The 26345-nt window shown below is 68.9% G+C and carries 28 protein-coding genes; 11 read left to right on the top strand and 17 right to left on the bottom strand.

Annotation, left to right across the window (positions count from 1 at the left end; genetic code table 11):
* Positions 1-12: 12 nt before the first annotated feature.
* Positions 13-636, top strand: a complete 624-nt coding sequence (locus NVU01S_RS27455) for a DUF8020 domain-containing protein (RefSeq protein ID WP_043683120.1) — start codon at positions 13-15, stop codon at positions 634-636.
* Positions 633-1391: a cobalt-precorrin-6A reductase gene (locus tag NVU01S_RS27450; RefSeq protein WP_063048176.1), complete on the top strand. Its 759-nt coding sequence runs from the start codon at positions 633-635 to the stop codon at positions 1389-1391. The genes NVU01S_RS27455 and NVU01S_RS27450 overlap by 4 nt, the downstream gene beginning before the upstream one ends.
* Here the strand turns inward: NVU01S_RS27450 and NVU01S_RS27445 are convergent.
* The 5 genes from NVU01S_RS27445 to NVU01S_RS27425 form a co-directional block, all read right to left on the bottom strand.
* A complete protein-coding gene (locus NVU01S_RS27445; protein ID WP_043678057.1) occupies positions 1368-1898 on the bottom strand; it encodes a PadR family transcriptional regulator in 531 nt (176 codons plus the stop codon). The genes NVU01S_RS27450 and NVU01S_RS27445 overlap by 24 nt on opposite strands.
* A 76-nt stretch (positions 1899-1974) precedes the next feature.
* Positions 1975-2244 (bottom strand): hypothetical protein, encoded by a 270-nt coding sequence (locus NVU01S_RS27440; protein WP_014986140.1) that lies wholly within the window; start codon positions 2242-2244, stop codon positions 1975-1977.
* A gap of 32 nt (positions 2245-2276) precedes the next feature.
* Positions 2277-4049, bottom strand: a complete 1773-nt coding sequence (locus NVU01S_RS27435; RefSeq protein ID WP_043678060.1) for a precorrin-2 C(20)-methyltransferase — start codon at positions 4047-4049, stop codon at positions 2277-2279.
* Positions 4046-4681: a precorrin-8X methylmutase gene (locus NVU01S_RS27430; RefSeq protein WP_043678140.1), complete on the bottom strand. Its 636-nt coding sequence runs from the start codon at positions 4679-4681 to the stop codon at positions 4046-4048. The genes NVU01S_RS27435 and NVU01S_RS27430 overlap by 4 nt, the downstream gene beginning before the upstream one ends.
* Before the next feature lie 54 nt (positions 4682-4735).
* Positions 4736-5173 carry an Lrp/AsnC family transcriptional regulator gene (locus NVU01S_RS27425; RefSeq protein WP_029895651.1) on the bottom strand — a complete coding sequence of 146 codons (438 nt, stop codon included), beginning with the start codon at positions 5171-5173 and terminating at the stop codon, positions 4736-4738.
* Positions 5174-5311: 138 nt separating this feature from the next.
* Here NVU01S_RS27425 and ddaH point away from each other — a divergent pair, with 138 nt between their 5' ends.
* Positions 5312-6151, top strand: a complete 840-nt coding sequence (gene ddaH, locus NVU01S_RS27420; protein WP_244467438.1) for a dimethylargininase — start codon at positions 5312-5314, stop codon at positions 6149-6151.
* Positions 6152-6261: 110 nt separating this feature from the next.
* Here ddaH and cobG read toward each other — a convergent pair whose 3' ends face one another.
* Together cobG and NVU01S_RS45275 are read right to left on the bottom strand one after the other, a co-directional pair.
* The gene (gene cobG, locus NVU01S_RS27415) at positions 6262-7434 is read right to left on the bottom strand and encodes a precorrin-3B synthase (protein ID WP_043678064.1); all 1173 of its coding nucleotides are present in this window, start codon (positions 7432-7434) and stop codon (positions 6262-6264) included.
* Between the two features lie 94 nt (positions 7435-7528).
* Complete coding sequence (locus tag NVU01S_RS45275; protein WP_043678067.1) at positions 7529-8533, bottom strand: M28 family peptidase; 1005 nt, start codon at positions 8531-8533, stop codon at positions 7529-7531.
* A gap of 144 nt (positions 8534-8677) precedes the next feature.
* Here NVU01S_RS45275 and NVU01S_RS27405 point away from each other — a divergent pair, with 144 nt between their 5' ends.
* The 3 genes from NVU01S_RS27405 (at position 8678) to NVU01S_RS27395 (ending at position 13863) form a co-directional block, all read left to right on the top strand.
* A complete protein-coding gene (locus NVU01S_RS27405) occupies positions 8678-9118 on the top strand; it encodes a nuclear transport factor 2 family protein (protein WP_043678069.1) in 441 nt (146 codons plus the stop codon).
* Positions 9119-9539: 421 nt separating this feature from the next.
* Positions 9540-13157 carry a cobaltochelatase subunit CobN gene (cobN, locus tag NVU01S_RS27400; RefSeq protein WP_043678071.1) on the top strand — a complete coding sequence of 1206 codons (3618 nt, stop codon included), beginning with the start codon at positions 9540-9542 and terminating at the stop codon, positions 13155-13157.
* Positions 13158-13335: 178 nt separating this feature from the next.
* Positions 13336-13863, top strand: a complete 528-nt coding sequence (locus NVU01S_RS27395) for a DUF8020 domain-containing protein (protein ID WP_043678074.1) — start codon at positions 13336-13338, stop codon at positions 13861-13863.
* 95 nt (positions 13864-13958) lie between these two features.
* On the opposite strand, the gene NVU01S_RS27390 is transcribed toward NVU01S_RS27395, so the two are convergent.
* The 7 genes from NVU01S_RS27390 to NVU01S_RS27360 form a co-directional block, all read right to left on the bottom strand.
* Complete coding sequence (locus NVU01S_RS27390; protein ID WP_043678076.1) at positions 13959-14918, bottom strand: helix-turn-helix transcriptional regulator; 960 nt, start codon at positions 14916-14918, stop codon at positions 13959-13961.
* 42 nt (positions 14919-14960) lie between these two features.
* On the bottom strand, positions 14961-15242 hold the full coding sequence (locus NVU01S_RS27385; protein ID WP_043678078.1) for a hypothetical protein: 282 nt from the start codon (positions 15240-15242) through the stop codon (positions 14961-14963).
* 144 nt (positions 15243-15386) lie between these two features.
* A complete protein-coding gene (locus NVU01S_RS27380) occupies positions 15387-16046 on the bottom strand; it encodes a formylglycine-generating enzyme family protein (protein ID WP_507762149.1) in 660 nt (219 codons plus the stop codon).
* Positions 16047-16053: 7 nt separating this feature from the next.
* Positions 16054-16584: a GtrA family protein gene (locus tag NVU01S_RS27375; RefSeq protein ID WP_042259906.1), complete on the bottom strand. Its 531-nt coding sequence runs from the start codon at positions 16582-16584 to the stop codon at positions 16054-16056.
* Positions 16585-16969: 385 nt separating this feature from the next.
* Positions 16970-17644 (bottom strand): cysteine hydrolase family protein, encoded by a 675-nt coding sequence (locus tag NVU01S_RS27370; RefSeq protein WP_043678084.1) that lies wholly within the window; start codon positions 17642-17644, stop codon positions 16970-16972.
* A gap of 101 nt (positions 17645-17745) precedes the next feature.
* Positions 17746-18138 (bottom strand): VOC family protein, encoded by a 393-nt coding sequence (locus NVU01S_RS27365; RefSeq protein ID WP_043678085.1) that lies wholly within the window; start codon positions 18136-18138, stop codon positions 17746-17748.
* 87 nt (positions 18139-18225) lie between these two features.
* Positions 18226-18726, bottom strand: coding sequence for a GNAT family N-acetyltransferase (locus NVU01S_RS27360; protein WP_156161832.1), 501 nt, complete (start codon positions 18724-18726; stop codon positions 18226-18228).
* 128 nt (positions 18727-18854) lie between these two features.
* On the opposite strand from NVU01S_RS27360, the gene NVU01S_RS27355 reads away from it, so the two are divergent.
* Entirely contained in the window at positions 18855-19871 is a 1017-nt protein-coding gene (locus NVU01S_RS27355; RefSeq protein ID WP_043678087.1) for a TIGR03617 family F420-dependent LLM class oxidoreductase, read from the top strand.
* A complete protein-coding gene (locus NVU01S_RS27350) occupies positions 19868-20662 on the top strand; it encodes an enoyl-CoA hydratase/isomerase family protein (RefSeq protein ID WP_043678089.1) in 795 nt (264 codons plus the stop codon). The genes NVU01S_RS27355 and NVU01S_RS27350 overlap by 4 nt, the downstream gene beginning before the upstream one ends.
* A 383-nt stretch (positions 20663-21045) precedes the next feature.
* On the opposite strand, the gene NVU01S_RS27345 is transcribed toward NVU01S_RS27350, so the two are convergent.
* Positions 21046-21576, bottom strand: coding sequence for a TetR/AcrR family transcriptional regulator (locus NVU01S_RS27345; protein ID WP_082032317.1), 531 nt, complete (start codon positions 21574-21576; stop codon positions 21046-21048).
* 631 nt (positions 21577-22207) lie between these two features.
* Between NVU01S_RS27345 and NVU01S_RS27340 the strand changes: the two genes are divergently transcribed.
* Entirely contained in the window at positions 22208-23371 is a 1164-nt protein-coding gene (locus NVU01S_RS27340; RefSeq protein ID WP_156161833.1) for an epoxide hydrolase family protein, read from the top strand.
* 109 nt (positions 23372-23480) lie between these two features.
* Positions 23481-23861 (top strand): PPOX class F420-dependent oxidoreductase, encoded by a 381-nt coding sequence (locus tag NVU01S_RS27335; RefSeq protein ID WP_043678095.1) that lies wholly within the window; start codon positions 23481-23483, stop codon positions 23859-23861.
* A 359-nt stretch (positions 23862-24220) separates the two neighbouring features.
* Here NVU01S_RS27335 and NVU01S_RS27330 read toward each other — a convergent pair whose 3' ends face one another.
* Entirely contained in the window at positions 24221-24484 is a 264-nt protein-coding gene (locus NVU01S_RS27330; RefSeq protein ID WP_043678097.1) for a helix-turn-helix transcriptional regulator, read from the bottom strand.
* 101 nt (positions 24485-24585) lie between these two features.
* Between NVU01S_RS27330 and map the strand changes: the two genes are divergently transcribed.
* Positions 24586-25350 (top strand): type I methionyl aminopeptidase, encoded by a 765-nt coding sequence (map, locus tag NVU01S_RS27325; protein ID WP_043678098.1) that lies wholly within the window; start codon positions 24586-24588, stop codon positions 25348-25350.
* A 241-nt stretch (positions 25351-25591) separates the two neighbouring features.
* Here the strand turns inward: map and NVU01S_RS27320 are convergent, their stop codons facing one another.
* A complete protein-coding gene (locus tag NVU01S_RS27320) occupies positions 25592-26311 on the bottom strand; it encodes a DUF8817 family protein (RefSeq protein ID WP_043678101.1) in 720 nt (239 codons plus the stop codon).
* Positions 26312-26345: the final 34 nt, after the last annotated feature.

Genomic DNA, 26345 nt, shown 5'->3' with positions numbered 1-26345 from the left:
ATGGGGAGATAGATGAAATACAAAAAGTTCGCCGCAACCGCATTTCTGGCCATCGCCGCTACCGGCGTCAGCGCGGGCACCGTGTACGCCGCGCCTTCGCCCGTTCCGCCTGCGACGCAGGACCAAGCAACCACCGCACCCACCGTCACCGGTAAGGACCAGGGCGTCGACTATGCCCTGACCCTGGCCGACGCGGGCAAGTCGCTCGTCACCAGTGTCACCGGCGGCGCGTTCACCCTGGCCGCCGACAAGCAGTCGGTCACGCTGCAGAACGCGGCTGGGGAGACCGTCACCAGCATCCCGCTCACCGCGACGGCCAAGGGTCAGCAGGTGGAGATCGCCGCGGCCATCGCCGACGACGCCAAGCAGCTGACGCTCACTCCGCAGGTGCAGCCGTCCGCGAACGCCCCGGTCGCCGCCGAGTTCATCGGCGCGCAGGAGTGGTTCTTCGCGGAATTGCAGCGGGCTTCGCTCGGTGCGCTGGTGGGCGGTTTGATCGGGGCCGCGGTCGGGTTCCTGTTCTTCGCGGTCGGGATCGTGCCCGGCGCCGTGCTCGGCGCGCTCATCGGCCTCGCGGTCGCGGGCGGTCCGTCGCTGCTGAACGCGGGTATCGCCTACTTCAGCGGCCAGCCCTGAAGACCCTGATTCTGGGCGGCACCGGGGAAGCCCGGGAACTCGCCCGCATCGCGACCGGCGAGCCGGGATTCGACATCGTCTCCTCGCTCGCCGGTCGCGTTCGCGACCCGGTGCTGCCGGTCGGCGCGGTGCGCGTCGGCGGCTTCGGCGGGGTCGCGGGTTTGTCGGAATGGTTGGCGGCCAACGGGATCGAGGCCGTGGTCGACGCCACCCATCCGTTCGCGGAGGTGATCAGCGGCCATGCGGCCGCCGCCGCGACAGCGCTCGGCCTGCCCCTGGTGCAGCTGCGGCGGCCGGGCTGGACCGCCGGGCCCGGCGATCGGTGGATTCGCGTGCCCGATCTGGCCGCGGCCGCGAAAACCGTTGCCGAGCAAGGCGAACGCGTCTTCCTGACCATCGGCCGGCAGGGCGTCGCCGCGTTCGCCGGCCTGACCCGGCCGTGGTTCCTGATCCGCGCCATCGACCCGCCGACCGGTGCGCTGCCGCCGCGGCACGAATTGTTGCTGGCGCGTGGACCTTTCACGCGCACGGAGGAAACCCGGTTGCTCGCGGACCGGCGCATCGATCTGCTGGTCACCAAGGACAGCGGCGGCGACCGGACCGAGGCCAAGCTGGCCGCGGCCCGGGCGGCGGGATTACCGGTGGTCGTGATCGAGCGCCCGCCTCTGCCGGACGGGGCCGTGCCGATGGAAACCGTTGCGCAGGTGTGGGATTGGCTGCGGGCGCAGCGATCAGCGGCCGAGCAGCTCGGGTAGGCGGTCGAACCAGTCGAGCACGGCGCGTTCGTAGCCGATGCCGAAATCCAGCGTGGCGCGGGCGTAGGGCGGTAGATCGGTGGGGTCCTCGTCCAGATACCTGCTCAGCCTGCCCTGATGGATCTCCCGGTTGGCGGCGATGATGCGATCCAGGTGGGCGCGATCGAGATGGTCCCCGAAGGAGAGCGTGAGCAAGAGCGGGAAGCGGATGTTCTCCCCGCCCGGATCGCGGGCGATCCACTCCAGGAACGCTTCTCGTCCCGCGTCGGTGATCAGATAGGGGGTGCGCTCGCGCGCGCCGGGGACGCCTTTCTCCACCAGTCCCGCCGTGTCCATCGTGGCGAGTTCGCGGTAGACCTGGCTCTGGGTGATCGTCCAGAAGTCACCGATCCGGTCCTGCGCCTTGGCCACCAGATCCCAGCCCGACATCGGGCCCTCGTGCAGGAATCCGAGCAGCGACGCCGCCGTGGAGTTCAACGGCTTGCGGCTGGCCGCGGTGTTCGTCAACCGACTGCTCCCTTCGCTCTCAACATTCCATAGTGGAATGTTATACGAAACGCGTGTCAGGTTCTTCGGCAGTGCACTAGTTGTCGCCGGTCAGCAGCTCGAGCCGGGCCAGCACCTGGGCCATGCCCGCCTCCAAACGGATCTGGCTGCGGCGCAATTCGACGAGATCTTCCTCGATCCGTTCGGCACGCTCGTCGATGCGGTGGATGCCGTCGAGCGCCTTCCTGGTGAGTGCCGCGAGTTCGTTGAGAACGTCCCCCTGTTCGTCGAGTGCCTGTTCGCTCGCGGTGGCTCGGGCCTCCAGGGCTCGGGCGCGCAGCGTCAGCTCCGACAGTGTCGCGGCCAAGATCCCTCCAATCGTCGGTGCGTCAGGAGATCCTACGCGTTCGACGACCTCGCGTCGCCTGCCCCGGCGTAGCGGCGCGAGGTGTAGACGCGGACCCCACGGTCGGTTTCGGTGGCCACGGTGGTCGACGCGCCGATGATCAACAGGGTGCGCATGTCGACGTCCGCCGGGTCGAGCTCGCCGAGCGCGACCACCCGCACCGACTCGGCCGGGCCGCCGACATCGCGACCGAGCACCACCGGCGTGTCCGGCTTGCGATGCTCGAGCAGCAGCTCACGCATGGCGCCGACCTGCCAGGTGCGCTGCGAGGAGGCCGGGTTGTAGACGGCGATCGCCATATCGGCGGCGGCCACCGCGGAAAGCCGTTGCGCGACAACCTCCCACGGCTTGAGCCGGTCGGAGAGCGAGATCATGGCGTAGTCGTGCCCGAGCGGTGCGCCGACCCGGCTGGCGACCGCGTTCGCCGCGGTGAGGCCGGGCAGTACGCGTACTGGCACGCCGGCCCACTGGGGATCGCCCGCCTCCTCCAGCACGGCCGCCGCCATCGCGAACACCCCCGGATCGCCCGACGAGACCACTACTACCCGCGCGCCGCGCCGCGCCAGATCCAGTGCCATCGCGGCGCGTTCCGATTCGACCCGGTTGTCGCTGGCGTGCCGTCGCTGTCCCGGGCGGACGGGCACCCGGTTCAGATAGGTGGTGTAACCGACGAGATCCGTTGCCGCCGAGAGTGCTTCGAGTACCTCGCTGGTCGTCCACGCCGCCGCGCCAGGGCCGAGGCCGACGACGGTGACGTGTCCGCTGCCGATGGCACCCGCTTCCGTCGTGGCACCGGCCAGGGGGTACTGCTCGCGGTCGCTGGATGCCGGGTGAGTGACCCGCGCCGCAAGGACCTTCTGGGCGTCGTCCTGCTCCTCGAGTTGCGCGGCAACAGGTTTGGGCTCTGGCGCGCCGGATGGCGTTGCCGGGGAGGTGTTCTCCGTATGGCCGGTGTCCGTGGGGCGATTACGGGTATCTCGGGAGACCTGTTGCGCGGTAGCGGGATTCGCCGTCAAGGCGGGGATCGTGGTCGGGGTGGGGCCGGGGACCATGGTGATGGCGAAGTACGGGACGTCCGCGTCGTCCACGTCGGCGGCCCGTAGCACCCGCTGCCGGGTGCTGCTCGCCCGTTCGACGTAGTACGCGTCGTCGAGCCGCCCTGAGTCGGAAAGTGCTTGGCGTACATTGGGATAGGTGCGCCCGAGTTTCATGATGGCGGCGGCCTCGGTATCGCGCAGCCGCCGTGTGAGTTCGTCCACCGGCATGGTGCCGGGCAGCACGGTCAGCACCTGCTCGCCCTCGACCAGCGGGGTGCCGAGCGCGGCCGAGGCGGCACTCACCGAGGTGATGCCCGGAATGATCTCGGCCTCGAACCGGTCGGCCAGCCGCCGGTGCATATGCATGTAGGAGCTGTAGAAGAGCGGGTCGCCCGCGGCGAGCAGCGCCACCGAGCGGCCCGCCGCCAGATGGGTGGCCAAGCGTTGCGCGGCCAGCTCGTAGAACTCGTCGATGGCGCCCTGATAACCGCCGGGGTGGTCGGTGGTCTCGGTCGTTACCGGATAGACGAGATGCTCCTCGAGCTGGTCCGCGCGCAGGTACGGCGCGGCGATGGCGCGCGAGATGCTGCGTCCGTGCCGCGCGCTGTGGAACGCGATCACGTCGGCGGCGGCGATCACCCGCGCCGCCTTCACCGTGACCAGTTCCGGATCGCCGGGACCGAGCCCGACCCCCCACAGTTTGCCGGGCGTATTCGTCGTCTCGGTCATTCCTGTTCGCTCGCAATCGCATTCAACGCCGAAGCGGTGATGGCGCTGCCCCCGCGCCTGCCCCGGACGGTGAGGAATTCGACCCCGCCGAACGCGGCCAGGGCGTCCTTGGATTCGGCGGCGCCGATGAAGCCGACCGGGATGCCGAGCACGGCGGCGGGCCGCGGCGCACCCGCGTCCAGCAGGTCCAGCAGATGGAACAGCGCGGTCGGCGCGTTCCCGATGGCGACCACCGCGCCGTCGAGCCGGTCCCGCCACAGCTCCAGAGCGGCGGCCGAGCGCGTATTGCCCAGGGCGGCAGCGAGTTCCGGCACCCGCGGGTCGGTCAGCGTGCAGATCACCTCGTTGTCCGCGGGCAGTCGCTTGCGCGTCACGCCCGAGGCGACCATGTTCGCGTCGCACAGAATCGGCGCGCCGGCCCGCAGCGCCGCGCGCGCCGCGGCCACCACGCCCGGCGAAAACGCCACGTCCGCGGCCAGATCCACCTGTCCGCAGCCGTGGATCATCCGCACCACCACCTGCGCGACGTCCGGTGGGAACCCGCTGAGGTCCGCCTCGTCGCGGATCATCGCGAACGAGCGCCGATAGATCTCGGCTCCGTCGGTGAGGTAGCTGGCACGCACGTCGGACATGCGCATCACCCTAGGACGTGCGCACCCGCCCAGTTCGGCGCGGGTAGCCGGAGGTCAGGTGCGGGGGCGTTCGAGGATGCGGGACATGACGATGGAACTGCGGGTCCGTCCGACTCGCGCGTTCTCCCGGATGCGTTCGACGGTGACCTCGATTTCGGCCATGTCCGTGGCCATCACGTGCACCAGCGCGTCGGCCTCGCCCGCGATCGTCCACACGCCGACCACCTGCGGAATCGGTTCCAGGCTGCGGCGCAGTTCCGCGGGCGAGATGTTGTCGCGGTAGTAGACCTCGACGTAGGCCTCGGTTTTCCAGCCGAGCGCGGCGGGATTCACCAGCGCGGTGAAGCCGATGATCTGCTTGCTCGCCACCATCTTGTCGACCCGGCGCTTCACCGCGGGCGCGGTCAGCCCCACTGCGCTGCCGATCTCCTGGAACGAGGCGCGGGCCTGCCGGAGCAGGTGCTCGAGGATCCGCCGGTCGATGTCGTCCACGTCACAACCCTTTCTGCACTGCACAATAATTCGATGTTCTTGGGCAGATATGCGCAACGAATCGCTGTTTCTGGCGCAATAGTAGGCGAATTACTGTCGTGTAAGCCGCAAGATCGCGCCGACTTACCGGGAGACACGTTGACTTCTGTAGCCACCCTCCGCGCCGAGTCCACCGCACGTCAGCCGTTGCCGAAACGGTTCGTCATGTGCCGGCCGGACCACTTCGAGGTCACCTACTGCATCAATCCGTGGATGGATCCGGACGCGCCCGTCGACCGGGCACTCGCCCTGGACCAGTGGGAGCGGCTGCGCGCCACCTACCAGGAGCACGGGCACAAGGTCGATGTCGTGCCCGGCGTGCCCGGCCTGCCCGACATGGTGTTCGCCGCGAACGGCGGCCTGGTGATCGGCGACCGCGCGATGTCGGCCAAGTTCACCCACGCCGAGCGGGCCGCCGAGGGTCCCGCCTACCACCGCTGGTTCGCCCAGCACGGTCTGGCCGGGTTGGTCGACGCCCAAGAGGTGAACGAGGGCGAAGGCGATTTCCTCCTGGTCGGCGAGCGGTTGCTCGCCGGGATGGGCTTCCGTAGCTCGCCGGCGGCGCATCAGGAAGTGGCGCAGCACTTTTCCCGCGAGGTGATCTCGCTCGAACTGGTCGACCCGCGCTTCTACCACCTCGACACCGTGCTGCTGCCGCTCGACGCCACCACCATCGCCTACTTCCCGCCCGCGTTCAGCGCCGCGAGCCAGGCGGTGCTCGCCGAACTCTTCCCCGAGGCCATCGTCGCCATCGACGCCGACGCCGAAGTGCTCGGATTGAACGGCGTCTCCGACGGTTTCAACGTCTTCCTCAGCGACAAGGCCGTCACCCTCGGCGAAGCCCTGCGCGAGCGCGGCTTCAACCCGGTCGGCATCGACATGTCCGAACTGCTCAAAGCCGGCGGCAGCGTCAAATGCTGCACCCTCGAAATCCACTAGCAACCCTCGAAATCCACTAGCACCACCGGAATAGCACGGCCCGAGGGCTGCGGCCGCCACCGCACCCTCGGGCCGTTGCCGTGCCGGGAGTATTGGCGGCGGGCGGTGGTTCAGTCGATTCGGTAGCCGGATTCCGTGGCGATGATGTCGGTGACTGCGCCGCGGGGGCGGCCGCAGCGGCGTTCGCAGCCGGACCAGTGTTGGCGGCCTGCGACGGCGGGGGAATCGGCTTGGGGCGACGGATCGTTCGCAGGTGGGAGGACTCGGCCGGATTCGATCGCGTCGGCGACGTCGGCGCGGACGTCGGTCAGTGCTTTGGCGCAACCGGGGCGGCCGGCGCAGGCGCTGACCTGTAGCCAGGGGGAGTTGGCGTCGAAGATGAGGCCCATGGGGGCGAGCACTCGGACGACCTGTTCGGCGGCCCATTCGTCGAGGTCGGCGATGACGAGGCTGCGCCACGGGGTGAGGAAGACGGGACGTTCTGTCGCGGCGATGAATTCGGCGGTGCGGGCGGGCAGCGACCCCAGCCGCACTCCGGCGCCGAGGCTGACCGACCCGTTGTCCTGATCCAGCCAGCCGATCGGAATATCTTGGGCAGCACCGAATTCCAGCCGCTCGGCGCTGCGGTCGAGGCCGAGGCGCTCGGCCACCCGCTCGGCGCCGTCGGCGATGTCGTGCAGCCGCCACTGCCCGGCCTCGTCGTCGCGCAGGTCCAGGAAGCCGTGTGCCGCGGCGAGTACGACGTCCACCGCATCGGCCGCGGAGATCCGGATGCCGGCGTCCGCTCCGGCCAGTACCAGCGCGAATTCGTCTGGGCCCGTGGCATGTACGCCGATATCGCCGCTCAAGCCGCTGACGTCGCCGCGCCCGTCGTCGAGCGTGAAAAGCACCCGCCCGGGCAGGTCGGCGAGCCGGGGCGCCGCGAGCAGTCCCGCGTCGAGCACCGGCACGAACCGGTGCACATCGGAGATTCCGCCGATACGACCCGACAGCGGGGAGGCGACGATATTGCGCACCCGCTCGTGCGTCCGGCTCGGCAACAGCCCCGCCGCGTCGAGCCGCTCGGTCAGCGCTTCAGCGTCGCGCACCTGCCGCACCTGCAGATTCCCGCGTGAGGTGAGTTCGAGATTCCCGTCTCCGAGATCGCGCGCCGCTTCCGCCAGCACTTGTAATTGCGCCGGTTCGATCCGCCCGCCGGGCACCCGGATCCGGGCCAGCGGCCCGTCCGCCGCCTCGTGCAGCCGCAGCACCCCAGGGCAAGAATCCGGAACCCGTCGCGTCATAGTCTCCCCAGCCTACGAAACCGCCCCTACGTCGCGCGGCGGCACCGGGCGAAGCACGCGCACCGCCCTCCAACCGCTACAGCCCGGCCCGTGCTCAGCCCGGGAACGCGTCGCCCGCCGCCGCGAGGTGTGCCGTGGCCGTTGCCACCGTTGCCAGCCGGCCGTAGTCCAGCGTCTGCGGCACGTCCGAAGCCTGGTGGTAGTGCGCGTTGCGGAAGTTGGCCGTGCCCGTGAGCATCAGCGCCGGGATCCGGCGGTTCCAGTAGGCCGCGTGGTCGCTGCGGCCCAGGTGGCCCAGGGCCGGGACCGCGAGGCCGATCGCCGCGCCCAGCGGTCCGTCCGGGCGGGGGTCGCGCAGCAGAACGGCCGGGAGCGCGGGGTCGGCCCGCGCCGCCGCGGCGCGCCAGAGTTCGGCAGCGTGCTGCGAGGAGCGCCGGTGCACCACCAGCGTGAAGTCGCCGCGGTGCCCGGCCTTTCGTACCTGGGCGACCGCCGGGCCGAAGGCCAGCCCCGCGCCCTTCGGCAGCCGCTGGGTCTCCGGCGCGTCGGCGAAGTAACCGACGGACTCCAGGCAGACCATGCCCGCGACGGGCCGCGAGCGGGTCTGTGTACGGGCCGCCGCGCGGGCGCCGATCAGGCCGACCTCCTCGTGGTCGAAGATCATCAGGGTCACCGCGGGCCGCTCGGGGCGGGCGGCGAGCAGCCGGGCCACCTCCAGAACGACCGCAACACCCGAGGCGTTGTCGTCGGCGCCCGGCGAGCCGTACACCGTGTCCAGATGGGCGCCGATCACCACGGTCGGCCCGGGGGCGGCGCCCGGCAGTTCCGCGCGGAGGTTCGCACCGGTCAGCCGGGGGTGAACTCGGACCTTCAGGGGCAGGGCCCGGTTCCCGTGCCGGTCCGTGCAGCCGACCGCCCAGCGGGCGGTGAACGGCTCCCGGTGCACCTGCCAGCCGGCGGTGCTCAGTTCGCCCGTCACGTACTGCTCAGCCAGGACCATCGCCTCCGGCGCGTGCCGACGGCTGCGGGGCCCGGCGGCGAGCACCTCGACGTCGTGCCGCAACCGGGCAGGATCGGCGGGCCCAACGTCCTCAACCATGCCCACACTGTAGGCACGGCGACCGCCGCGCCCGGGCCTGTCCTACACCTTCTACGCCGTGGCGGCCCAGACCTCCCCGGACATCTCGGTCGGCTCCAACCAGTCCCAGCGCGCTGGTGGGCCCGGCGGTGGTTAGGTGGGGGTATGTCTGAGAGTGCGACGGTGGCCGATCGAGCCGCGATCATCGATGTGGTGACGCGGATGTTCGTTTTCACGGATCAAGGGAAATGGGCGGAGCTGGTGGACCGGGTGTTCACGGCGAAGGTGGATTTCGATGGGGGATTCGGTGGTGGCGTCGCAGAGCGGGCGGCGATCGATATCGTCGAGGATTGGCGGGTGGGTCTCGGCGAATTGGACGCGGTGCACCATCAATCGGGAAATCATCTGGTCGAGGTGCGCGGCGACGTAGCGGACGTGCACGCGGACGCGATCGCGGTGCATGTGAAAGAGTCGGCGACACAAGGCAAGACGCGCACCTTTGTCGGCAGCTACGACATCGGAACGGAGCGCACACCGGACGGCTGGCGAGTCAGCCGCTTCCATTACCGCCTCAAGGTGATCGACGGCAACGCCGATCTCACCTAAGCCCTGTCTCGAAGTCCCATCCGGCGCCGCCACAGTCCAGCTCGCCGCCTGGCCGCGTCGCCGATATCAACCCCGGCATCGGCTCCTCCTCCGCCTTGCCAGGCGACGAGCTGAACCGCGGCGGCATCCGGCCGGACTTCGAGACCGGGCCCAGCGACGAGAAGCGCGCAGACCCATACGCTTCGCCGCGCCGCCGATCCCGGTGAACACGGCCAACCTCGGTGCGTCGCGCCGCGACGCGCGGGGTAGCATCCCAAGGCTCGGCGGGTGACGAGGAAACCGGTGCAAATCCGGTGCGGTCGCGCCACTGTGAAAGCCAGACCCTCTGGGCTTGCCCACTCCGCCGGCTCGCTGGCTGCCGACCCCCGGCAGCGAGCAGCGAACACCCGATGGGCGCGTCACCCGAGGAAGGCTGCCACCTGTGATCCTGCTGCTGTCCACGTCCGATACCGATTTGCTCAGTGCCCGTGCCAGCGGCGCCGACTATCGGTGGGGTAACCCCGCCCGGCTGCTGGTGGACGATCTGCCCGCGCTGCTCGACGGCGCCGATCTGGTGATCGTGCGCATCCTCGGCGGCAAGCGCGCGTGGGAGGACGGGCTGGCGGTGCTGCGCGACAGCGGGGTGCCGATGGTGGCGCTCGGCGGCGAGATCGCGCCGGACGCGGAGCTGATGGAATGTTCGACGGTGCCCGGCGGTGTCGCCGCGGACGCGCACAACTATCTCGCGGCCGGCGGCGCGGCGAATCTGCGCCAGCTGCACAACTTCCTATCCGATACGGTGCTGCTGACCGGCCACGGCTTCGAGCCGCCGGTGCAGTTGCCGAGTTGGGGTGTGCTGGAACGGACTCCGGGGGTGGCGGTACCGGCGGACGCGCCGACGGTCGCGGTGATCTATTACCGCGCACAGCATCTGGCCGGTAATACCGGCTACATCGACGCCCTCTGCCAGGCGATCGAGCACACCGGCGCCCGCCCGCTCCCGCTGTACTGCGCGTCGCTGCGCACCGCCGAGCCGGAGCTGCTCGCGACCCTGCGCCAGGCCGACGCGCTGGTGGTGACGGTGCTGGCCGCGGGCGGCACCAAGCCCGCCACCGCCTCGGCCGGCGGCGAGGACGAGGCGTGGGACGTGGGCGCGCTCGCAGACCTGGATGTGCCCATCCTGCAAGGCCTGTGCCTCACCAGCGGACGCGAGCAGTGGGCGGCCAACGATGACGGGCTGTCCCCGCTGGATGTCGCCACTCAGGTCGCGGTGCCCGAGTTCGACGGACGGATCATCACGGTGCCGTTCTCGTTCAAGGAGTTCGACGCCGACGGCCTGTCGACCTACGTCCCCGATGCCGAGCGCGCGGCGCGCGTCGCCGGTATCGCGGTGCGTTACGCGCGGTTGCGCCACATCCCGGCCGCCCGTAAGCGCATCGCCCTGATGCTGTCCGCGTACCCGACCAAACATGCCCGCATCGGCAACGCGGTCGGCCTGGACACGCCGGCCAGCGCCATCCGTCTGCTCACCGAAATGCGCAAGGCCGGTTACGATCTCGGCGCGCCCGGCGAGATCCCCGGCCTCGACGAACAGGACGGCGACGCCCTGATCCACGCGTTGATCGCGGCGGGCGGCCAGGATCCGGACTGGCTGACCGCCGAACAGCTGGCGGGCAACCCGATCCGGATCAGTGCCGCCACCTACGCGGCCTGGTTCGACACCCTGCCGGACGACCTGCGCGAGGCCGTGATCGAGGCGTGGGGCCCGCCGCCGGGCGAGCTGTACGTGGACCGTTCGGCCGACCCGAACGGTGAGATCGTCATCGCCGCACTGCGCTTCGGCAACGTGGCGCTGATGGTGCAGCCGCCGCGCGGTTTCGGCGAGAATCCCGTCGCCATCTATCACGACCCCGACCTGCCGCCGAGCCACCACTATCTCGCCGCCTACCAATGGTTGCGCGCGGCAGCGGGTTTCGGCGCCGACGCGATGGTGCACCTCGGCAAGCACGGCAACCTGGAGTGGCTGCCCGGTAAGACGCTCGGCATGTCCGCGTCCTGTGGCACCGACGCCGCGCTCGGCGACCTCCCGCTGATCTACCCGTTCCTGGTGAACGATCCGGGCGAGGGCACCCAGGCCAAGCGCCGGGCGCACGCGACGCTGGTCGACCACCTGATCCCGCCGATGGCGCGGGCCGAAAGCTACGGCGATATCTCGCGTTTGGAGCAGCTGCTCGACGAGCACGCCAACATCTCCACCCTCGACCCGGCCAAGCTGCCCGCCATCCGGCAGCAGATCTGGACGTTGATGCGCGCGGCGAAGATGGACCACGATCTGGGCCTGGCCGAACGCCCGGACGAGGACGTCTTCGACGACATGCTGCTGCACGTCGACGGCTGGCTGTGCGAGATCAAGGACGTGCAGATCCGCGACGGCCTGCACATCCTCGGCCAGGCGCCGGCGGGGGAGAGCGAGCTGGATCTGGTGCTGGCCATGCTCCGCGCCCGCCAGCTGTGGGGCGGTGAACGCAACGTGCCCGGTCTGCGGGAAGCGTTGGGGCTGGACGAGTCCGGCACCGAGGCCCGTGGCCGGGTCGATGTGGTGGAGGAGCAGGCGCGCGGTCTGGTCGCCGCGTTGCAGGCCGCCGACTGGTCCGTGGACGCGGTCGATCGGATCGTCGACGAGTTCGCGGCGGCGGGCGCGACCGCCGACCGTGAGCTGACGGCCGTGCGCGCGGTATTGCGTTTCGCCGCCGCCGAAGTCGTGCCGCGCCTGCGGCAGACCGGGGTCGAGGTGGAGCGCGTCCTGCACGCGTTGAACGGCGGGTTCATTCCCGCGGGGCCCAGTGGCTCGCCGCTGCGGGGCCTGATCAACGTGCTGCCCACGGGCCGCAATTTCTACTCGGTCGACCCGAAGGCCGTCCCCTCGCGGCTGGCCTGGGAAACCGGTCAGGCCATGGCGGATTCGCTGCTGGCCCGCTACCTGGCCGATCACGGCGAGTACCCGCGCTCGGTGGGGCTGTCGGTGTGGGGCACCTCGGCGATGCGCACCTCCGGCGACGATATCGCCGAAGTCCTTGCCCTGCTGGGTGTCCGGCCGGTCTGGGACGAGGCGAGCCGCCGGGTCACCACGCTGGAGGTGATCTCGCTCGACGAATTGGCCCGTCCGCGTGTCGATGTCACGGTGCGCATCAGCGGCTTCTTCCGCGACGCCTTTCCGCACGTGCTGGCGCTGCTGGACGACGCGGTCCGGCTGGTCGCCGAGCTGGACGAGCCCGCCGAGTCCAATTACGTACGCGCCCATGCCGCCGCGGATCTGGCCGAGCACGGCGACGCCCGCCGCGCCACCACCCGCATCTTCGGTTCCAAGCCGGGCACCTACGGCGCAGGGCTGCTGCAGCTGATCGATGCCAAGAGCTGGCGCACCGACGACGATCTCGCACAGGTCTACACCACCTGGGGCGGCTACGCCTACGGCCGCGATCTCGACGGCGCGCCCGCGGCCGACGACATGCGCACCGCGTATCGCCGAATCGCGGTGGCCGCCAAGAACACCGACACCCGCGAGCACGATATCGCCGACTCCGACGACTATTTCCAGTTCCACGGCGGCATGGTCGCCACGGTCCGCGCGCTCACCGGGAAGAACCCCGAGGCCTACATCGGCGACAGCACCCGTCCCGACGCGGTGCGCACCCGGACGCTGTCCGAGGAGACCTCGCGCGTGTTCCGCGCCCGGGTGGTCAACCCGCGCTGGCTGGAGGCGATGCGCAGGCACGGCTACAAGGGCGCGTTCGAGATGGCCGCCACCGTCGACTACCTGTTCGGCTACGACGCCACCACCAACGTGGTCGCCGACTGGATGTACGAGAAGCTCGCGGAGAGTTACGTTTTCGACGACGTGAACCGCAAGTTCATGGAGCAGTCCAACCCGTGGGCCCTGCACGGCATTGCCGAGCGGCTGCTGGAGGCGGCCGAGCGGGACTTGTGGGAGCGGCCGGAGCAGGCGACACTGGATCGGTTGCGTCAGGTCTATTTGGAGACCGAGGGCGAATTGGAGTAGTCCGGAAAAGCAACCCCCCAATTATCGGGGGAATTTCGAAATCGCTGATCTTCCAGGGCAATTCGATCTGCCGCAGGCTCTCGACAACATCATTGCCGAGAGCGCATGATCGATGGTGTTTCCACGGCCGTTTACCGGGGAAACGCCAATCGAATCGGCTAGATGATTGGAAAGCCTTATGAATATCAGGAAATTCGTAGCGACCGCAGCCCTCACCATTGCCGCGACCGGTATCGCCGCCGCCACCGCGCACGGTGAGGTGCAGGTGGCCGACGCGATCACCGGCGTCGATCAGGGGGTGGCCTACACCGCCGCCGTCGCACCGGACCACTCGAGCGCGACCGTCACGCTCGCCTCCGGCAAGTTCGTGCTCACGCCCGATCAGGGCATCTCCGTCGTCGCGCCGGACGGCTCGCTGGTCGCCACCGTGCCGACCACGATGCAGTCGGTGTCGGGGCAGCAGGTTCGGGTGGCGCCGCAGGTCGACGCCGCCGCAACCACTTTGACGCTGCAGCCGGTCGGGGCCGCGGTCCCGGAGCTGGGCGCCCCGCAATTCATCGGTGACGCCGGTACCACCGTCGCGGGTGTGTTGATCGGATGCGCGATCGGCTTCCTGATCGGGCTGATCTTCGCCATTATCGGGGCCATCCCCGGCTGCATCATCGGTGGCATCATCGGCGGCATCGCGGGCGCCAACCAGCCCTAGTAGGTAATCGCGGTACCAGCGAACCCGGTCGCGATCGGCCCTGTGCCGAATCGGCCGGGTTTCGCTATTTTGCCGAATTGTGCTGCGTCGACGATTTATTCGGCACCGGCCGCGCGCCGGAATCGCTCGGCGGTCGCCAGCAACTGCTCGACGAGTTCCGGGCCGTCGAGCACCTCGAAATCGACGTCGGCCACACCGAGATAGTGCGCGAGCATCCGCGGATTGTCCGAACCCGCCTGCACCACACAGTGATCCGGTCCGTCCGCGGCGACCGACACCGCGGGCGGCAGCTTCGCCCGGATCTCCTGCGCGGGTGCGGCCATGCGCACCGTCGCGCGATAGCGCCATGTCGCGGCCCCGACGCCGCGCTGCACCCGGTCGGCGAGCTCGGCTTCGGACAGCTCGCGCGGCGTGAACCGCGGACCGTTGGGCGTCTTCGGCACGATCCGGTCCACCCGGAAGGTGCGCCAGTCGGCGCGACCGGGATCCCAGGCGACCAGATACCACCGCCCGCGGAAATGCACCATCCGGTGCGGTTCGACCGCACGCCGCGACGGCGTCCCGGCGTGTGTCTCGTAGTCGAACCGCAACTGCTCGCTCGCCCGGATCGCGGCCGCCACGGCGGTGAGCACCGCGGCGTCGACGGTGGTGCGCTGGAATTCCGGTGCGTGCACGGTGGCCGAGGTGAGCATGGCGACCCGCTGCCGCAGCCGTGCGGGCAGCACCTGTTGCAACTTCACCAGCGCGCGGACGGAGGTTTCCTCGATCCCGGTGACCGCGCCGTTCGCCGCGGTGGCGAGCCCGACCGCGACCGCGACGGCCTCGTCGTCGTCGAGCAGCAGCGGCGGCAGCGCGGAGCCCGCGCCGAGCCGGTAGCCGCCCGCGACACCGGGCGTCGCGTACACCGGATAGCCCAGGGTCCGCAACCGCTCGATATCGGTGCGGATGGTGCGGGTGGACACCTCGAGCCGCGCGGCGAGCGCGGGACCGGTCCAGTCCCGATGCAGCTGTAGCAACGACAACAGCCGCAGCAATCGTGCGGAGGTCTCCAACATCGGTCGATCATCGCAGCAATCGCGGAAAACTTCCTTCCGCGATCAACTGCCGACCACCGCGTTCATGATCGTGCCCGCGCTCGTGGCGACCACCCCGCCGATCATCGCGCCCGCGATCATCTTCGGCGACTCCAGCGCGCCGCCCTGCCACTTCTCCCAGGCGAATCGTCCACCGGCGAAGGTGATTCCGCAGACGCCGGACAGCAGCACCAGCCAGGTGAGGTAGCGGACCATCTGCAGGATCTTGTCCGAGATCGGCGGCGCTTCCGGGGTCGGGTTACCGATTTGGGCGAGGAGGGCGTCGTGCACAGCGATGATGACCATGAATACGCTCGCTTCGGGTCGATGTGACACCGGGCGCGGTGTCACGGGCGCGTTGTCTGGGAGATAGCCATGCTTGTCCCGGACAGTATGTGCGGCCCTGACGATTTCGTGGAGCGTACGGCGGAACCTGTCGGGAATGTCCGATCAGGGCGTTATGGTGCGTGCGACCCGGAAGCCGACATCATCGAGGCGCAAACTCGGGTGACTGCGCCGGCGCACACCGGCCCGGCAGCTCCAGTGTTCGTCGAACCAGCCGCCGCCGCGCAGCACCCGGTAGGAGCCGTAGACCTCGGCGTCGTAGATGTCCCAGCACCAGTCCCAGGTGTTGCCGAGCATGTCGAACAGGCCGAACGCGTTGGGCCGCTTACCGCCGACCTCGTGCATCCGATCGCCGGAATTCCCGCGATACCAAGCGATCTCGTCGAGCGGACCGTACCGCGGGCCGGTGCTGCCCGCGCGGCACGCGTACTCCCATTCGGCCTCGCTCGGGAGTCGGTAGCCGTCGGCGGCGGCATCCCATTCGATGTCCTCGTCGGCTATGCGATACGCCGGACGCAAGCCCTCCTGTGCGGACAGGGCATTACAGCACCGCACGGCGTCCCACCAGGAGACGCCGTCGACGGGCCGGCGCTCGCCCGCCGCGCTGCTCGGCCGTTCCCCGGTGACCTGGGCATAGCGTTCCTGGGTGATCGGGACCGCGCCGATCCGGAAGGGTGCGATATCGACGGTCCACTGGCGGCGGGTTCGCCGATCCGCCAGCTGTACCGTGCCCGCGGGCACGGTGATCAGTGCGTGCGCGTCCACGCGCAGGTCAGGCGCGCAGCTCGGGAATCGCTCCGTCGCGTTCCAGGTCGGGCTCGACCTGGTGCGGGAAGACGAACTTGCGCATGGCCCACCAGCGGAACACCGTGGCGAGCAGGGTGCCGATGATCGTCGCGCTGACGAAATCGGCGATGTTCTCGGTGACCACCGACACGTGCGGCGCGCGGAGCTGGAAGATGTAGCTCGACACCGCGAGCGGCAGCTGGTTGATCACCATGCCGATGCCCGCCACCACGAAGAACAGTGCCGCCTCGTGCCGCCGCTCGTGCCCGCCGCGTGCGGTGAACGCCCACTCGCGGTTCAGGACGTAGGACACGACCGTCGCGATCAGCACGGCGACCATGTTCGCGGTCACCGGCTTACCGTGCAGGACGGTCCATTTCAGTCCGAAGAACAGCACCGAGGTGGTGACGAAGGCGATCGCTCCGACGGTCAGAAACTTCAGCAGCTCCGCGTTGCGCACGAACGCCGACAGCATTCGGCTCGGCACGCGGGCAGCGACAATCTGGGCCAAGAACATCGGGCCAGGTTAGCCGAGTGCGGGCGGGCCGCTGTCACCGCCGCCGGGTTCTCGATCGTTTCGCGAGTGCGTTTGCGGGAGAACGGATCTCGTATTCGGCAGGGCACGATATGAAAACGATCATGCCGAGCCGTTATCTTTCCGTTATATTCAGTCGGATAGCGCTCATCTATTTTCCCAGGTCAGAGCCGTATCGGCCGACTGTACAGATGCACATGCGCCGCTGGTCACAGTTGCACTCGCGCTCGGTGCGCCGAACGCCCGGAAATGTGAGAGTGTCTTGTATCGAGGCCGGGGCCCAGAGGAAAGTGGCTCGGACACCGGTCGGTACAACCACGAGGGGCCTCAGCCGTCGGCTGCGGCCCCTCGTTGTCTGGCCGGTGTGTTAAGCCGTTGGGCTGCGCCAATATTCGGGATCGCGACCGTAGTCGGGCGTGGTGTACGCGCGATCCCACGGCGCGTCCGGCGCCAGCAGTTCCCGCCACGGCGCGACCTCGACGTAGAGCACCCGCATGGCGTCCAGGGAGGCGTAGTGCAGGGCGGGGCCGTCCGTGCTGACCGCGTCGTCGGGCACCGCGACGTCGAAGTTGCGTTCCAGCGCGGCCCGCACGGTGGCCTCGACGCAGACATTGGTCTGCAATCCGGCGACGACGAGGCGGTGCGCGCCGAGATTGCGGAGCAGCGGCTCGAGTTCGGTATAGGCGAAGAAGCTGTGCCGGGTCTTGGTGAGCACCACGTCGCCGCGGCGCGGCGCGACCTCGTCCATGATGCGGGACTTCCACTCGCGTTGCTCGGCAGACACTTTCGGAACCAGCGGGCGGCGGTGCTGCAGATGTCTGCGCGGTCGCGGGCCGGTGCCGATCAGGCCGGACTGTCCGGCGATCATGCGGGAGTAGATGAGCGGGAACTGTTGGCGCCGCGCCTGTTCGGCCAACTCGGCACATTCGCGCACGACCGCGTCGAGTCGCCAGATGGGCGGCCAGCCCAGTGCGTCACGCACGCCGTCGTCGGCGATGTAGGTGTTCTGCAAGTCGATCATGAGCACTGCGGTCTCGACCATCGGCGTCCTCCCGTGCGCGTCGAGGAACCCTTGTCTCGAGGGTAGGACGGCACAGCCGACGGCGTCGCGAAACGGCAGGCGCGGGTGCGGGTTCCGGCCCGTCAGTCCGGCGTGACGGGTCCGTTGATCTCCACGATGGCGTCGTTCAGGTCGATGACCGCCGCGACGCGCTGCCCCCAGGGGCGCGTGGTGGGGACCAACGCGCTGCGCGCACCGGCCTCGACCGCGCGGCGATAAGCGTCGTCCACGTCGTCGGTTTCGAGCAGCACGCGAAATCCGTCGGTGGGCCGGGGTTCGGCGTAGTCCTCGATCTTGCGCCGGTGTTCGACGCTGAGATAGGGCGCGGTCGGCCCCTCGGACCACCCGCCGCGGCCGAGCACCACGAAGGTGCCGTCGCTGTCGGCGAACACCTGTCCGAGACCGAAGGCCGCCTCGTAGAACGCCACCGTCGCGTCCACGTCGTCCACCAGTAACGCCACCCCGCCGAAGTGCATACCGACTCCTTGGATCCCCGCAGCCATTTGGAAAGGTAAATTACCGTATGGCGGCAATCGGCGCTGCCTCGATCTTTGTGAGATTGGCTACCGTGCGGCGAATGGGACGGGCACCAGGTCGAGTGCCATCTCGACCTCGATCAGCGACTCGTCCCGGGGCATCGCTCGCCGCCGCCCGGTCCGCTGGAAACCGTGCCGGAGATAGAGGCGCTCGGCCGGTTCGTTGCCGTCCAGCACCCAGAGGAGGGTTCGCCGGTGGTCCTGGCCGCGGGCCCACTCGAGCACGGTGCGCACCAGTGCGTCGCCGACGCCCAGGCCGCGCGCCTGCGGGGCGACCCACATCGAGACCAGGTTGGCGGTTTCCGGCTGCTCGCCGAGTTCACCACCCGCGAGGCCGGCCGGTTCGCCGTCGACCGTCGTGATGAACAGTGTTCGTTCGGAAAGCTTGTGCCGCCAGTCGGTTTCGGTGCGTTGGGCGGCCTGCGCGTGCGTCAGGTTCGCGGAGTAGGGGGCTTCCAGCAGCCCGGCCAGTTGCACGTCGCGGAAGATCTGCCAGTCGTCACCGACGAGGCGTCGCGTGTTGATCATCGCTGCATGGTCGATCACCCGGCGGGTGCCGCGCAACGCATTTGCCGCCGATGTCAGGTCCGGGACGGCTTAATTACGTAACATGCTCTAACGTAATTGTGCGTAGGGCACGGCGGTGAGGGAATGCGATGAAGGTCGACCTGAGATTGGACGCGGGATCGACGCAGGTCGCCGACCGCGCGCGGGAACTCGTAGGGCTCGGGGCGGACGGCCTGTTCACCTTCGAAGGCCCCAACGACATCTTCGTGCCGCTGACGCTGGCCGCCGCGACCGTGCGAGCCGACCTGATGTCCAATGTCGCGATCGCGCTGCCGCGCAGCCCCCTGCATCTCGCGCACACCGCCTACGACCTGCAAACCCTGAGCGGCGGGCGATTTCGCCTCGGTCTCGGATCGCAGGTGCGTCCGCATATCGAGAAGCGTTACGGCGCACAGTGGTCCGAGCCGGTCGCGCGGATGCGCGAGACCGTGCTCGCGATCAAGGCCATCTTCGACGCCTGGGAAGGGCGGTCGCCGTTGCGCTTTCGCGGACGGTTCAGCACGCACACGCTGATGCCGCCGATGTTCGATCCCGGGCCGAACCCGTACGGCCCGCCCGAAGTCTGTCTCGGCGCGCTCGGCCCGCGGATGACCCGGGCCGCGGCCGAGGTCGCCGACGGACTGCTGGTGATGCCGTTCAACAGCGCCAGGCACTTTCGGGAACGGACCCTGCCCGCCGTCGCCGACGGTCTGGCGCGCGCCGGGCGGACGCCCGCGGAACTGCGGATCTACCCGCAGGTCATCGTCGGCGTCGGCCGCACCGATGCGGAACTGGCCGCCGCGGCGACGGGCGTGCGGGAACTGCTGGCGTTCTACGGTTCCACGCCCGCCTATCGGCCCGTGCTGGAGGTCGAGGGGTGGGCGGATCTGCAACCCGAGCTGAATCTCTTGTCCAAGCAAGGTGATCGGGCCACCATGACGAGCCTGATCGATGACACGATGCTCACCACCCTCGCCGTGCACGGCACGCCCGAGCACTGCGCCGCGTCGATCCTGGATCGGTTCGGAGCGGTCGCCGACCGGGTGTGCTGCTACTTTCCCGGTTATCCCGTGTCGAATTCCCATGTCGCGGACCTGATTCGGGCCTTACAGGACGATGTCGTGTGAGCGAGGTCCTGGTACGGGTCGAAGACGGCGTCGCGATCCTCACACTGCATCGACCCGAGCGGCGCAACGCCTTCACGAAGCAGATGGGAATCGCGCTGGGGGAGTACTACCGGGCCCTCGACGCCGATGACGCGGTGCGCGTCGTCGTGCTCACCGGCACGCCACCGGCCTTCTGTGCCGGCGCGGACCTGTCCGGCGGTGAGGATACGTTCGCGGCCAGTGCCGACCCGAGTTTCAGTGCGTCGCCGGTAATGCCGCCCGCGTTCGACCTCGGCAAGCCGGTGATCGCGGCGATGAACGGGCACGCCATCGGCATCGGCTGCACCCTCGCGATGCAGGCCGATATCCGCATCGCCGCCACCGACGCGAGCTACGCGGTGCCGCAGGTCCGCTTCGGCCTGGTACCGGATGCCCTGGCGCACTGGACGATTCCGCAGATAGCCGGCACCGCCGTCGCCGCCGAAATCCTGCTGACCGGCCGCAAACTCGACGGCCCCGAACTGGTCCGCCTCGGCCTCGCCAGCCGCACCCTACCCTCCGCCGAAGTCCTCCCCGCCGCCCTCACCCTGGCACACGACATCGCCACCAACGTCTCCCCGACCTCCGCAGCCTTGTGCAAGAAACTGCTGTGGGACACCGCCCGCCACAGCTTCGCCCCCGAGCGCGTGGCCGAGCTGGAAACCGAGCTGCACCACCAGGTAATGGGTTCGCCGGATGCTGCCGAAGGGATGCGGGCGTACCTGGAACGGCGGGAACCGCGTTGGGCACCGCGGTTTTCGGCGGGGGAGTAGTTGTAAGCGGTTGTCAGCCGCCGATACTCGTCGTGGGTGCGTGGGTGCGTGGGTGCGTGGGTGCGTGGGTGCGTGGGTGCGTGGGTGCGTGGGTGCGTGGGTGCGTGGGTGCGTGGGTGCGTGGGTGCGTGGGTGCGTGGGTGCGTGGGTGGCGCAGCGCGGCTGACGGCTGGTCCCGTGGGCTCAGCGGCTGGTCACGAGGGCGCATGGGCTCGGCGGCTCCGTGGCTTGATGTCAGGTGGGACTCGCGGGCTGGACAGCTCGTGGGCTCGCTGGCTGGCCGGTTTGTGGGCTGATGGCTTGATCGCCAGCTGGCTTATGGGCTCGTCCACTCGGTAGGTTCGTAGTTCGTCCGCCGTGGGTTCGTGAGGCTCGTCGCTTCGTCAGGTGTTGCGTTGTGCGGCAATGACATACAACGCTTCGGCGAGGGCGTCGGCGAATCCGTCCTGTTCGTCGCCGCCGCGCACCAGCGCGTGGAAAGTTGTGGTGCCTGAGAGGATTTCGAACAGCACATCGGGGTCCGCACGCTCGGTCAGTTCGCCGCTGGTGAACGCGTGGTCGAGCAGTTCGGCGAAGGCGGCGCGCACCGGCGCGCCGATCGCGAGCAACCTGCGGCGCGCCTCCTCGGTCTGCGAATCCGCCAGCAGCCCGGGCACCCCGGCGCGCGCCGCCGGACTCGCCGCTCGCGCGAGAAAGATCCGCACCCAGATCCCCAGGTCCGCACGCAAATCACCGGTGGGCACCGGCAGCGGATGCCCGCCCGGCCCATGCACCGCTTCCTCCAGCAACGCCTCCCGGCTGGGCCAGCGCCGATAAATCGCCGGCGCGCTCACCCCGGCCCGTCGCGCGATCGCCACCACCGTCGTCTGCTGATACCCCACCTCCGCCAGCAACCGCCGCGCCGCCCCCAACACAGCCAGATCCTTCTCAGCATCCCGAGGCCGCCCCGGCCGAGCACGCGCATCCGAGGTCACCCCCGAATAATAGGCTGCCACCGCCCTCTACCGGCGCATCGAGGCGGCGGCCTTTCCCAACGGATGGTCACGTCGCACCCACGGCGACGTTCAGGTCGACGGCGCTCCACCCGCCGCGGCCGACCCGACAAAGCCCCCGCAAAGATCGGCGCCGCCCCCGCACGACTGGTCAACTGATCACCAGGTAATGGTGGCGGCATCGCCCGAGAGCCCAACACCACCATTACCTGGTGATCAACTGTCCAGCAGCAGGACTGGCCGCCTTCGCTCTGCCGGCTGTCCGTCAACGCGATGGTCGCCGCGAATCGCCTGCGCAGGGTCGAATTTCAGGTAGCGCGGCGATCCGACCGCGGTTCCGCTCGACGCGGGGCAGTAGTTGAGTAGGGAGCCGCAGGACCTCCTGAGCACGTCATCCGTGTTGACCTCACGCAGGACCCGTCCCCGAACTGTCCGCCGCCCGGCCCGAAGCGCTGTGGCGCAGATGGGAGCGCGTCAGTGCGTGGGCGAGAATCTGGAAGAAGAGGTGTAATGCGGAAGAAATTCTTCCGCAATGGGGTGGAGGGTGGTGTTCATGACGAACACAGCGATTCATCCTTTCCGTATCGAGATCTCGCAGGGCGAGTTGGATGACCTGCGGGCTCGGTTGAGCAGTGCGCGGGTGCCGGTGGTGGTGCCGGGGACCGAGGGGGATTGGGGGCGGGGGATCGCGCCGAGCTACCTCGCGGAGTTGGCGGCGTACTGGCGCGACGAATTCGATTGGCGGGCGCAGGAAGCGAAGCTGAACGCGTATGACCAGTTCACTACGGAGATCGACGGGCAGACGATTCATTTCATCCATGTTCGGTCGGCGGTGGCAGGGGCGGTGCCGCTGCTGATCACGCACGGGTATCCCGGGTCGGTGGTGGAGTTCGTCGATCTGATCGGGCCGCTGACGGATCCGGCGGCGTACGGCGGCGACCCGGCGGATGCGTTCCATGTGGTGATTCCGTCGCTGCCGGGGTTCGGCTTCTCCACGCCGCTGTCCTCGACCGGGTGGGAGCTGGCCCGCACGACCGACGCGTTCGCCGAGCTGATGACCCGGCTCGGGTACGAAAAGTTCGTGGCGCAGGGCGGCGACGTCGGGGCGGGCGTGACCTCGCGGCTGGCCGCCGTGTATCCGGAACGGTTGATCGCGACCCACGTGAACAGCGACCAGGGCACGCTCGGGCTGGTCGGTGAGCAGTTGCCGATCCCGGAGGGGCTCAGCGCGGACGACCTCGCGGCGATCGAGCAGGCGCGGGCGAGCTGGGCGGAACAGAAGGGGTACCTGGTGCTGCAATCCACGCAGCCGAACGCGATCGCGGCGGCATTGACCGATTCGCCGATCGCGCAGCTGGCGTGGATCGCGGAGAAGTTCCAGGCGTGGACCGATCCGGGGCGACCTGCCGGTGAACGGATCGACCGGGACGTGCTGCTGACGAACATCAGCATCTACTGGTTCACCCGCAGCGGCGCTTCGGCTGCTCAATTCCTTTGGGAGACCGCGCATTCGGGTATGGCGTGGGCGGCTCCCTCGGGCGTCCCGCAGGGGTGGGCGATCTTCAACACCAGCCCGTTGATGCGGCGGGTGATGAACCCGGGCGGCTACCTGGAGCATTTCACCGAGTACACCTCGGGCGGGCATTTCGCGGCCTTGGAGCAGCCAAAGTTGTTCCTCGACGATGTCCGCACCTTCTTTCGCAAGCATCGCGGCTGAAACCGGTTGGCGGGGCGCGTGGGTGCGCTCCGCGTACGTCGCAGCGCGTACGTGCGGGCGAGTCGCGCAGCGGATGTCCTGGTGTGCCCCTCGGCCTACGGTTTTCGCTATGACTTGGAATGAGCTGGCCGCGAGCAAGTTCGCACTACTGACCACCTATAAGAAGGACGGGACGCCCGTCGGCACGCCGGTGTGGGTCGCCTCGGACGGCGACCGCATCGTGGTGTGGACGAACCCGAAAACCTGGAAGGTCAAGCGCATCCGGCGCAATCCCGCGGTGATGCTACAGGTTTCGGATGCGCGGGGACGCCCGAAAGGCGACGAGGTGTTCGCCGGCACCGCCACGATCCTCGACGCCGACGGCACGCAGCGGGTACGCGACCTCGTCGGCCGTGAATACGGTCTCATCGGCACCCTGGTCATCAAGTTGCACAAGCTGTTTCGCGGAGCGGACGGTTCCGTCGGCTTGGCCATCGCGCCGACCCCGTGATCGCCGGGGCGTCCCCTCGGCATCTCGCCGCTGCCGATCGGTCGCATTGTGCACTGCTGATACTCGGTTGAGCCCACCACCGATGCGGGGTCGGGTTCATGGGGTGATGCGGGCCGGGTGCACGGTCGATACGAGACAGGCTCATTGCCGGGCGACAGGTTCACGATCGGTGTGAAGCCGGGTCCGCTGCGCGGTGTCGGCTGGGTCCACCGTTGATGGGCGGCGGGCGTCCATCGTCAACACGTAATGGGGTTCGCGGCCGATTCGCCGTATGGTCTCCGATCGCCGCCAACCTGTGGCAGGGCTCACCACTGCTCACGCCCCGGCCTGGAGCGGAACGAGTACGGCGGCGAGGCGTTTCAGGCCGACTCGGCGAGACCCGCTGCGCGCCAGGTATCCGCGAGGTCTTGCAGGGGCAGGTCCAGGGCCATGCTCAAGGCGACGACGGTGCCGAAGGCGGGGGAGGGGAGGCGGCCGGTCTCGATCTTGCGCAGGGTTTCCGGTGAAATGCCTGCTGTCCGAGCGACTTCGGTGAGGTCGCGCTCGGCGCGCGCGGCGCGCAGAGCGGCGCCGAGGCGGCGGCCTGCGTCGATCTGAGCCGGAGTCAACGGGAGACGGACCATGGGAAGCAGGTTAGTGTTGGTATTTAAATACCGCAAGTCCCCTGTGGTGTGGTATTAAAATACCGTTCATGTTGGGTATTTTAATACCGAAAGGAAAGCTCATGGTGGAGCTGAAGACGCCGGACGAGATCGCCCGGATGCGCGTGACCGGACAGTTCGTCGCGGAGGTGCTCGCGGAGTTGCGCGTGCTGGCCAAGGTCGGGGTGAACCTGCTCGAATTGGAGGCGCACGTGCGCGAGCGGATCGCGCGGCGCGGCGCGCAGTCCTGCTACTGGGACTACGCGCCCTCGTTCGGGCGCGGTCCGTTCCGGAACACCGTTTGCCTGTCGGTGAACGACGCTGTGCTGCACGGCCTTCCGTTCGATTACCGGCTGCGTGACGGCGACGTGCTGACCATGGACCTCGCGGTCGGCATCGACGGCTGGGTGGCCGACGCGGCGACGACGATCGTGGTCGGCACCGCCGACGAGGCGGACCTGCGGCTGATCCGAGCCACCGAGGACGCGCTCGCTGCCGCGATCGCGGTTGCCTTGCCCGGCAAGCACATCGGCGACATCTCCGCCGCCATCTCCGCGGTCGCGCGCGATTACGGCTATCCGGTGAATACGGAATTCGGTGGTCACGGGCTCGGCCGCACCATGCACGAGGATCCGCACGTGGCCAATCACGGGCGCGCGGGTCGCGGCTATCGGCTGCGGCCCGGCCTGGTCATCGCGATCGAACCCTGGTTCGCCCGCACCACCGACCGCATCGTCACCGACCCCGACGGCTGGACGCTGCGCTCGGCCGACGGTTCGCGCACCGCCCACTCCGAACACACCGTCGCGATCACCGGGTCCGGTCCGCAAGTGCTCACCGCCGCCTGAGTCCGCGAAGGCGTGTGCAGGGCTACTCGCCCGCTGGGCCGGGAATGACGAGCGCCGCAAAGCAACTCGTCCTCCTTTGCCTCGAAATGGCGAGTGGTGCAGGGGCACTTGCTCGTTGGGTCGAGAATCGTGCGCGGCGCTGGGGGCGTTCGTCTGGCTGGGCTCGGGAAGTGGGGCTGGGGCGCTCGCCCGCCTGGGTTGCGGAAAGGCGAGTGGCGCAGGGCCACTCGCCTGTCTGCGACTACTCCGGGGTGCCGAGCCAATCCTCGAGGTCGTCGGCGATCTTCAGGTGGGTCGCGATCTCGGCGCGTTCGTCAGAGGAGAGGTCGAGTGCTGCTATCTCCTTGCGTAGTTCGTCGGCACGGTCCGGATCTTTCATGGCCACTGCCAATTCGGTGAGTTCGGCGAGGGCGTGGGCCTTGTCGAGGGTCGACGCGGTCGCGCCGAATCGGCGCAGGCCGGCTTCGAGGGTCTTGCGCGCCGCCTCGTCGTCTTCCTTGGAGAAGCGCAGGATCCGGGCGTTGTCCAGAATCCGTTGCAGCCCTTGGAGTTCGCGCGAGCCGCCGTACTCGAAATCGGGCTCGTCGCGTTGTAGGTAGGTGACACTGTTGCCGCCGGGATCGATCGTGGTGAACCGGGTTTGGCCAGGGCGGAAGCGGCTGATCCGGGGCACCCCCTGCGCGGGGACCCGTCCGTAGCGTTCGCGTAGCGCGGTGCTGAAGGATGCGTGCAGCTCGGCTACCTCGTCGACCATGACCAGGCAGCCCATCTCTGCCTCGCCGACCTCCCGCTTGTCCTTCTTGTCGCGGTAGAAATGCAGCTCGTAGTCGTTGCGCTGCACTGAGCAGTAGACATACGGGGTGTGTTGCTCCCCGGTGACCTCGTATCCGAGGGTCCGATAGAACTCGAGCGTCTCGGCGGAGTTGCCGCCCCACATCACTGGCACAGCCGCGTCGCCCATCAGGCCTCCAAGCTTTGGTAATCAATTTTGACTA

Source organism: Nocardia vulneris, assembly GCF_001613425.1.
GTDB lineage: Bacteria > Actinomycetota > Actinomycetes > Mycobacteriales > Mycobacteriaceae > Nocardia > Nocardia vulneris.
This window is presented reverse-complemented; position numbering and strand designations above follow the sequence as displayed.

Bases quoted from the DNA above. Each gene is read 5' to 3' on its own strand.
- NVU01S_RS27335 (WP_043678095.1), top strand. From the start codon at position 23,481: ATGACTTGGAATGAGCTGGCCGCGAGCAAGTTCGCACTACTGACCACC.
- NVU01S_RS27365 (WP_043678085.1), bottom strand. From the start codon at position 18,138: ATGCACTTCGGCGGGGTGGCGTTACTGGTGGACGACGTGGACGCGACG.
- NVU01S_RS27320 (WP_043678101.1), bottom strand. From the start codon at position 26,311: ATGGGCGACGCGGCTGTGCCAGTGATGTGGGGCGGCAACTCCGCCGAG.
- NVU01S_RS27355 (WP_043678087.1), top strand. From the start codon at position 18,855: ATGAAGGTCGACCTGAGATTGGACGCGGGATCGACGCAGGTCGCCGAC.
- NVU01S_RS45275 (WP_043678067.1), bottom strand. From the start codon at position 8,533: ATGGTTGAGGACGTTGGGCCCGCCGATCCTGCCCGGTTGCGGCACGAC.
- NVU01S_RS27390 (WP_043678076.1), bottom strand. From the start codon at position 14,918: ATGTTGGAGACCTCCGCACGATTGCTGCGGCTGTTGTCGTTGCTACAG.
- NVU01S_RS27340 (WP_156161833.1), top strand. From the start codon at position 22,208: ATGACGAACACAGCGATTCATCCTTTCCGTATCGAGATCTCGCAGGGC.
- NVU01S_RS27430 (WP_043678140.1), bottom strand. From the start codon at position 4,681: ATGTCCGACGTGCGTGCCAGCTACCTCACCGACGGAGCCGAGATCTAT.
- NVU01S_RS27455 (WP_043683120.1), top strand. From the start codon at position 13: ATGAAATACAAAAAGTTCGCCGCAACCGCATTTCTGGCCATCGCCGCT.
- NVU01S_RS27330 (WP_043678097.1), bottom strand. From the start codon at position 24,484: ATGGTCCGTCTCCCGTTGACTCCGGCTCAGATCGACGCAGGCCGCCGC.
- NVU01S_RS27385 (WP_043678078.1), bottom strand. From the start codon at position 15,242: ATGGTCATCATCGCTGTGCACGACGCCCTCCTCGCCCAAATCGGTAAC.
- NVU01S_RS27370 (WP_043678084.1), bottom strand. From the start codon at position 17,644: ATGGTCGAGACCGCAGTGCTCATGATCGACTTGCAGAACACCTACATC.
- NVU01S_RS27405 (WP_043678069.1), top strand. From the start codon at position 8,678: ATGTCTGAGAGTGCGACGGTGGCCGATCGAGCCGCGATCATCGATGTG.
- NVU01S_RS27395 (WP_043678074.1), top strand. From the start codon at position 13,336: ATGAATATCAGGAAATTCGTAGCGACCGCAGCCCTCACCATTGCCGCG.
- NVU01S_RS27435 (WP_043678060.1), bottom strand. From the start codon at position 4,049: ATGACCGAGACGACGAATACGCCCGGCAAACTGTGGGGGGTCGGGCTC.
- NVU01S_RS27360 (WP_156161832.1), bottom strand. From the start codon at position 18,726: ATGATCAACACGCGACGCCTCGTCGGTGACGACTGGCAGATCTTCCGC.
- cobG (WP_043678064.1), bottom strand. From the start codon at position 7,434: ATGACGCGACGGGTTCCGGATTCTTGCCCTGGGGTGCTGCGGCTGCAC.
- map (WP_043678098.1), top strand. From the start codon at position 24,586: ATGGTGGAGCTGAAGACGCCGGACGAGATCGCCCGGATGCGCGTGACC.
- NVU01S_RS27375 (WP_042259906.1), bottom strand. From the start codon at position 16,584: ATGTTCTTGGCCCAGATTGTCGCTGCCCGCGTGCCGAGCCGAATGCTG.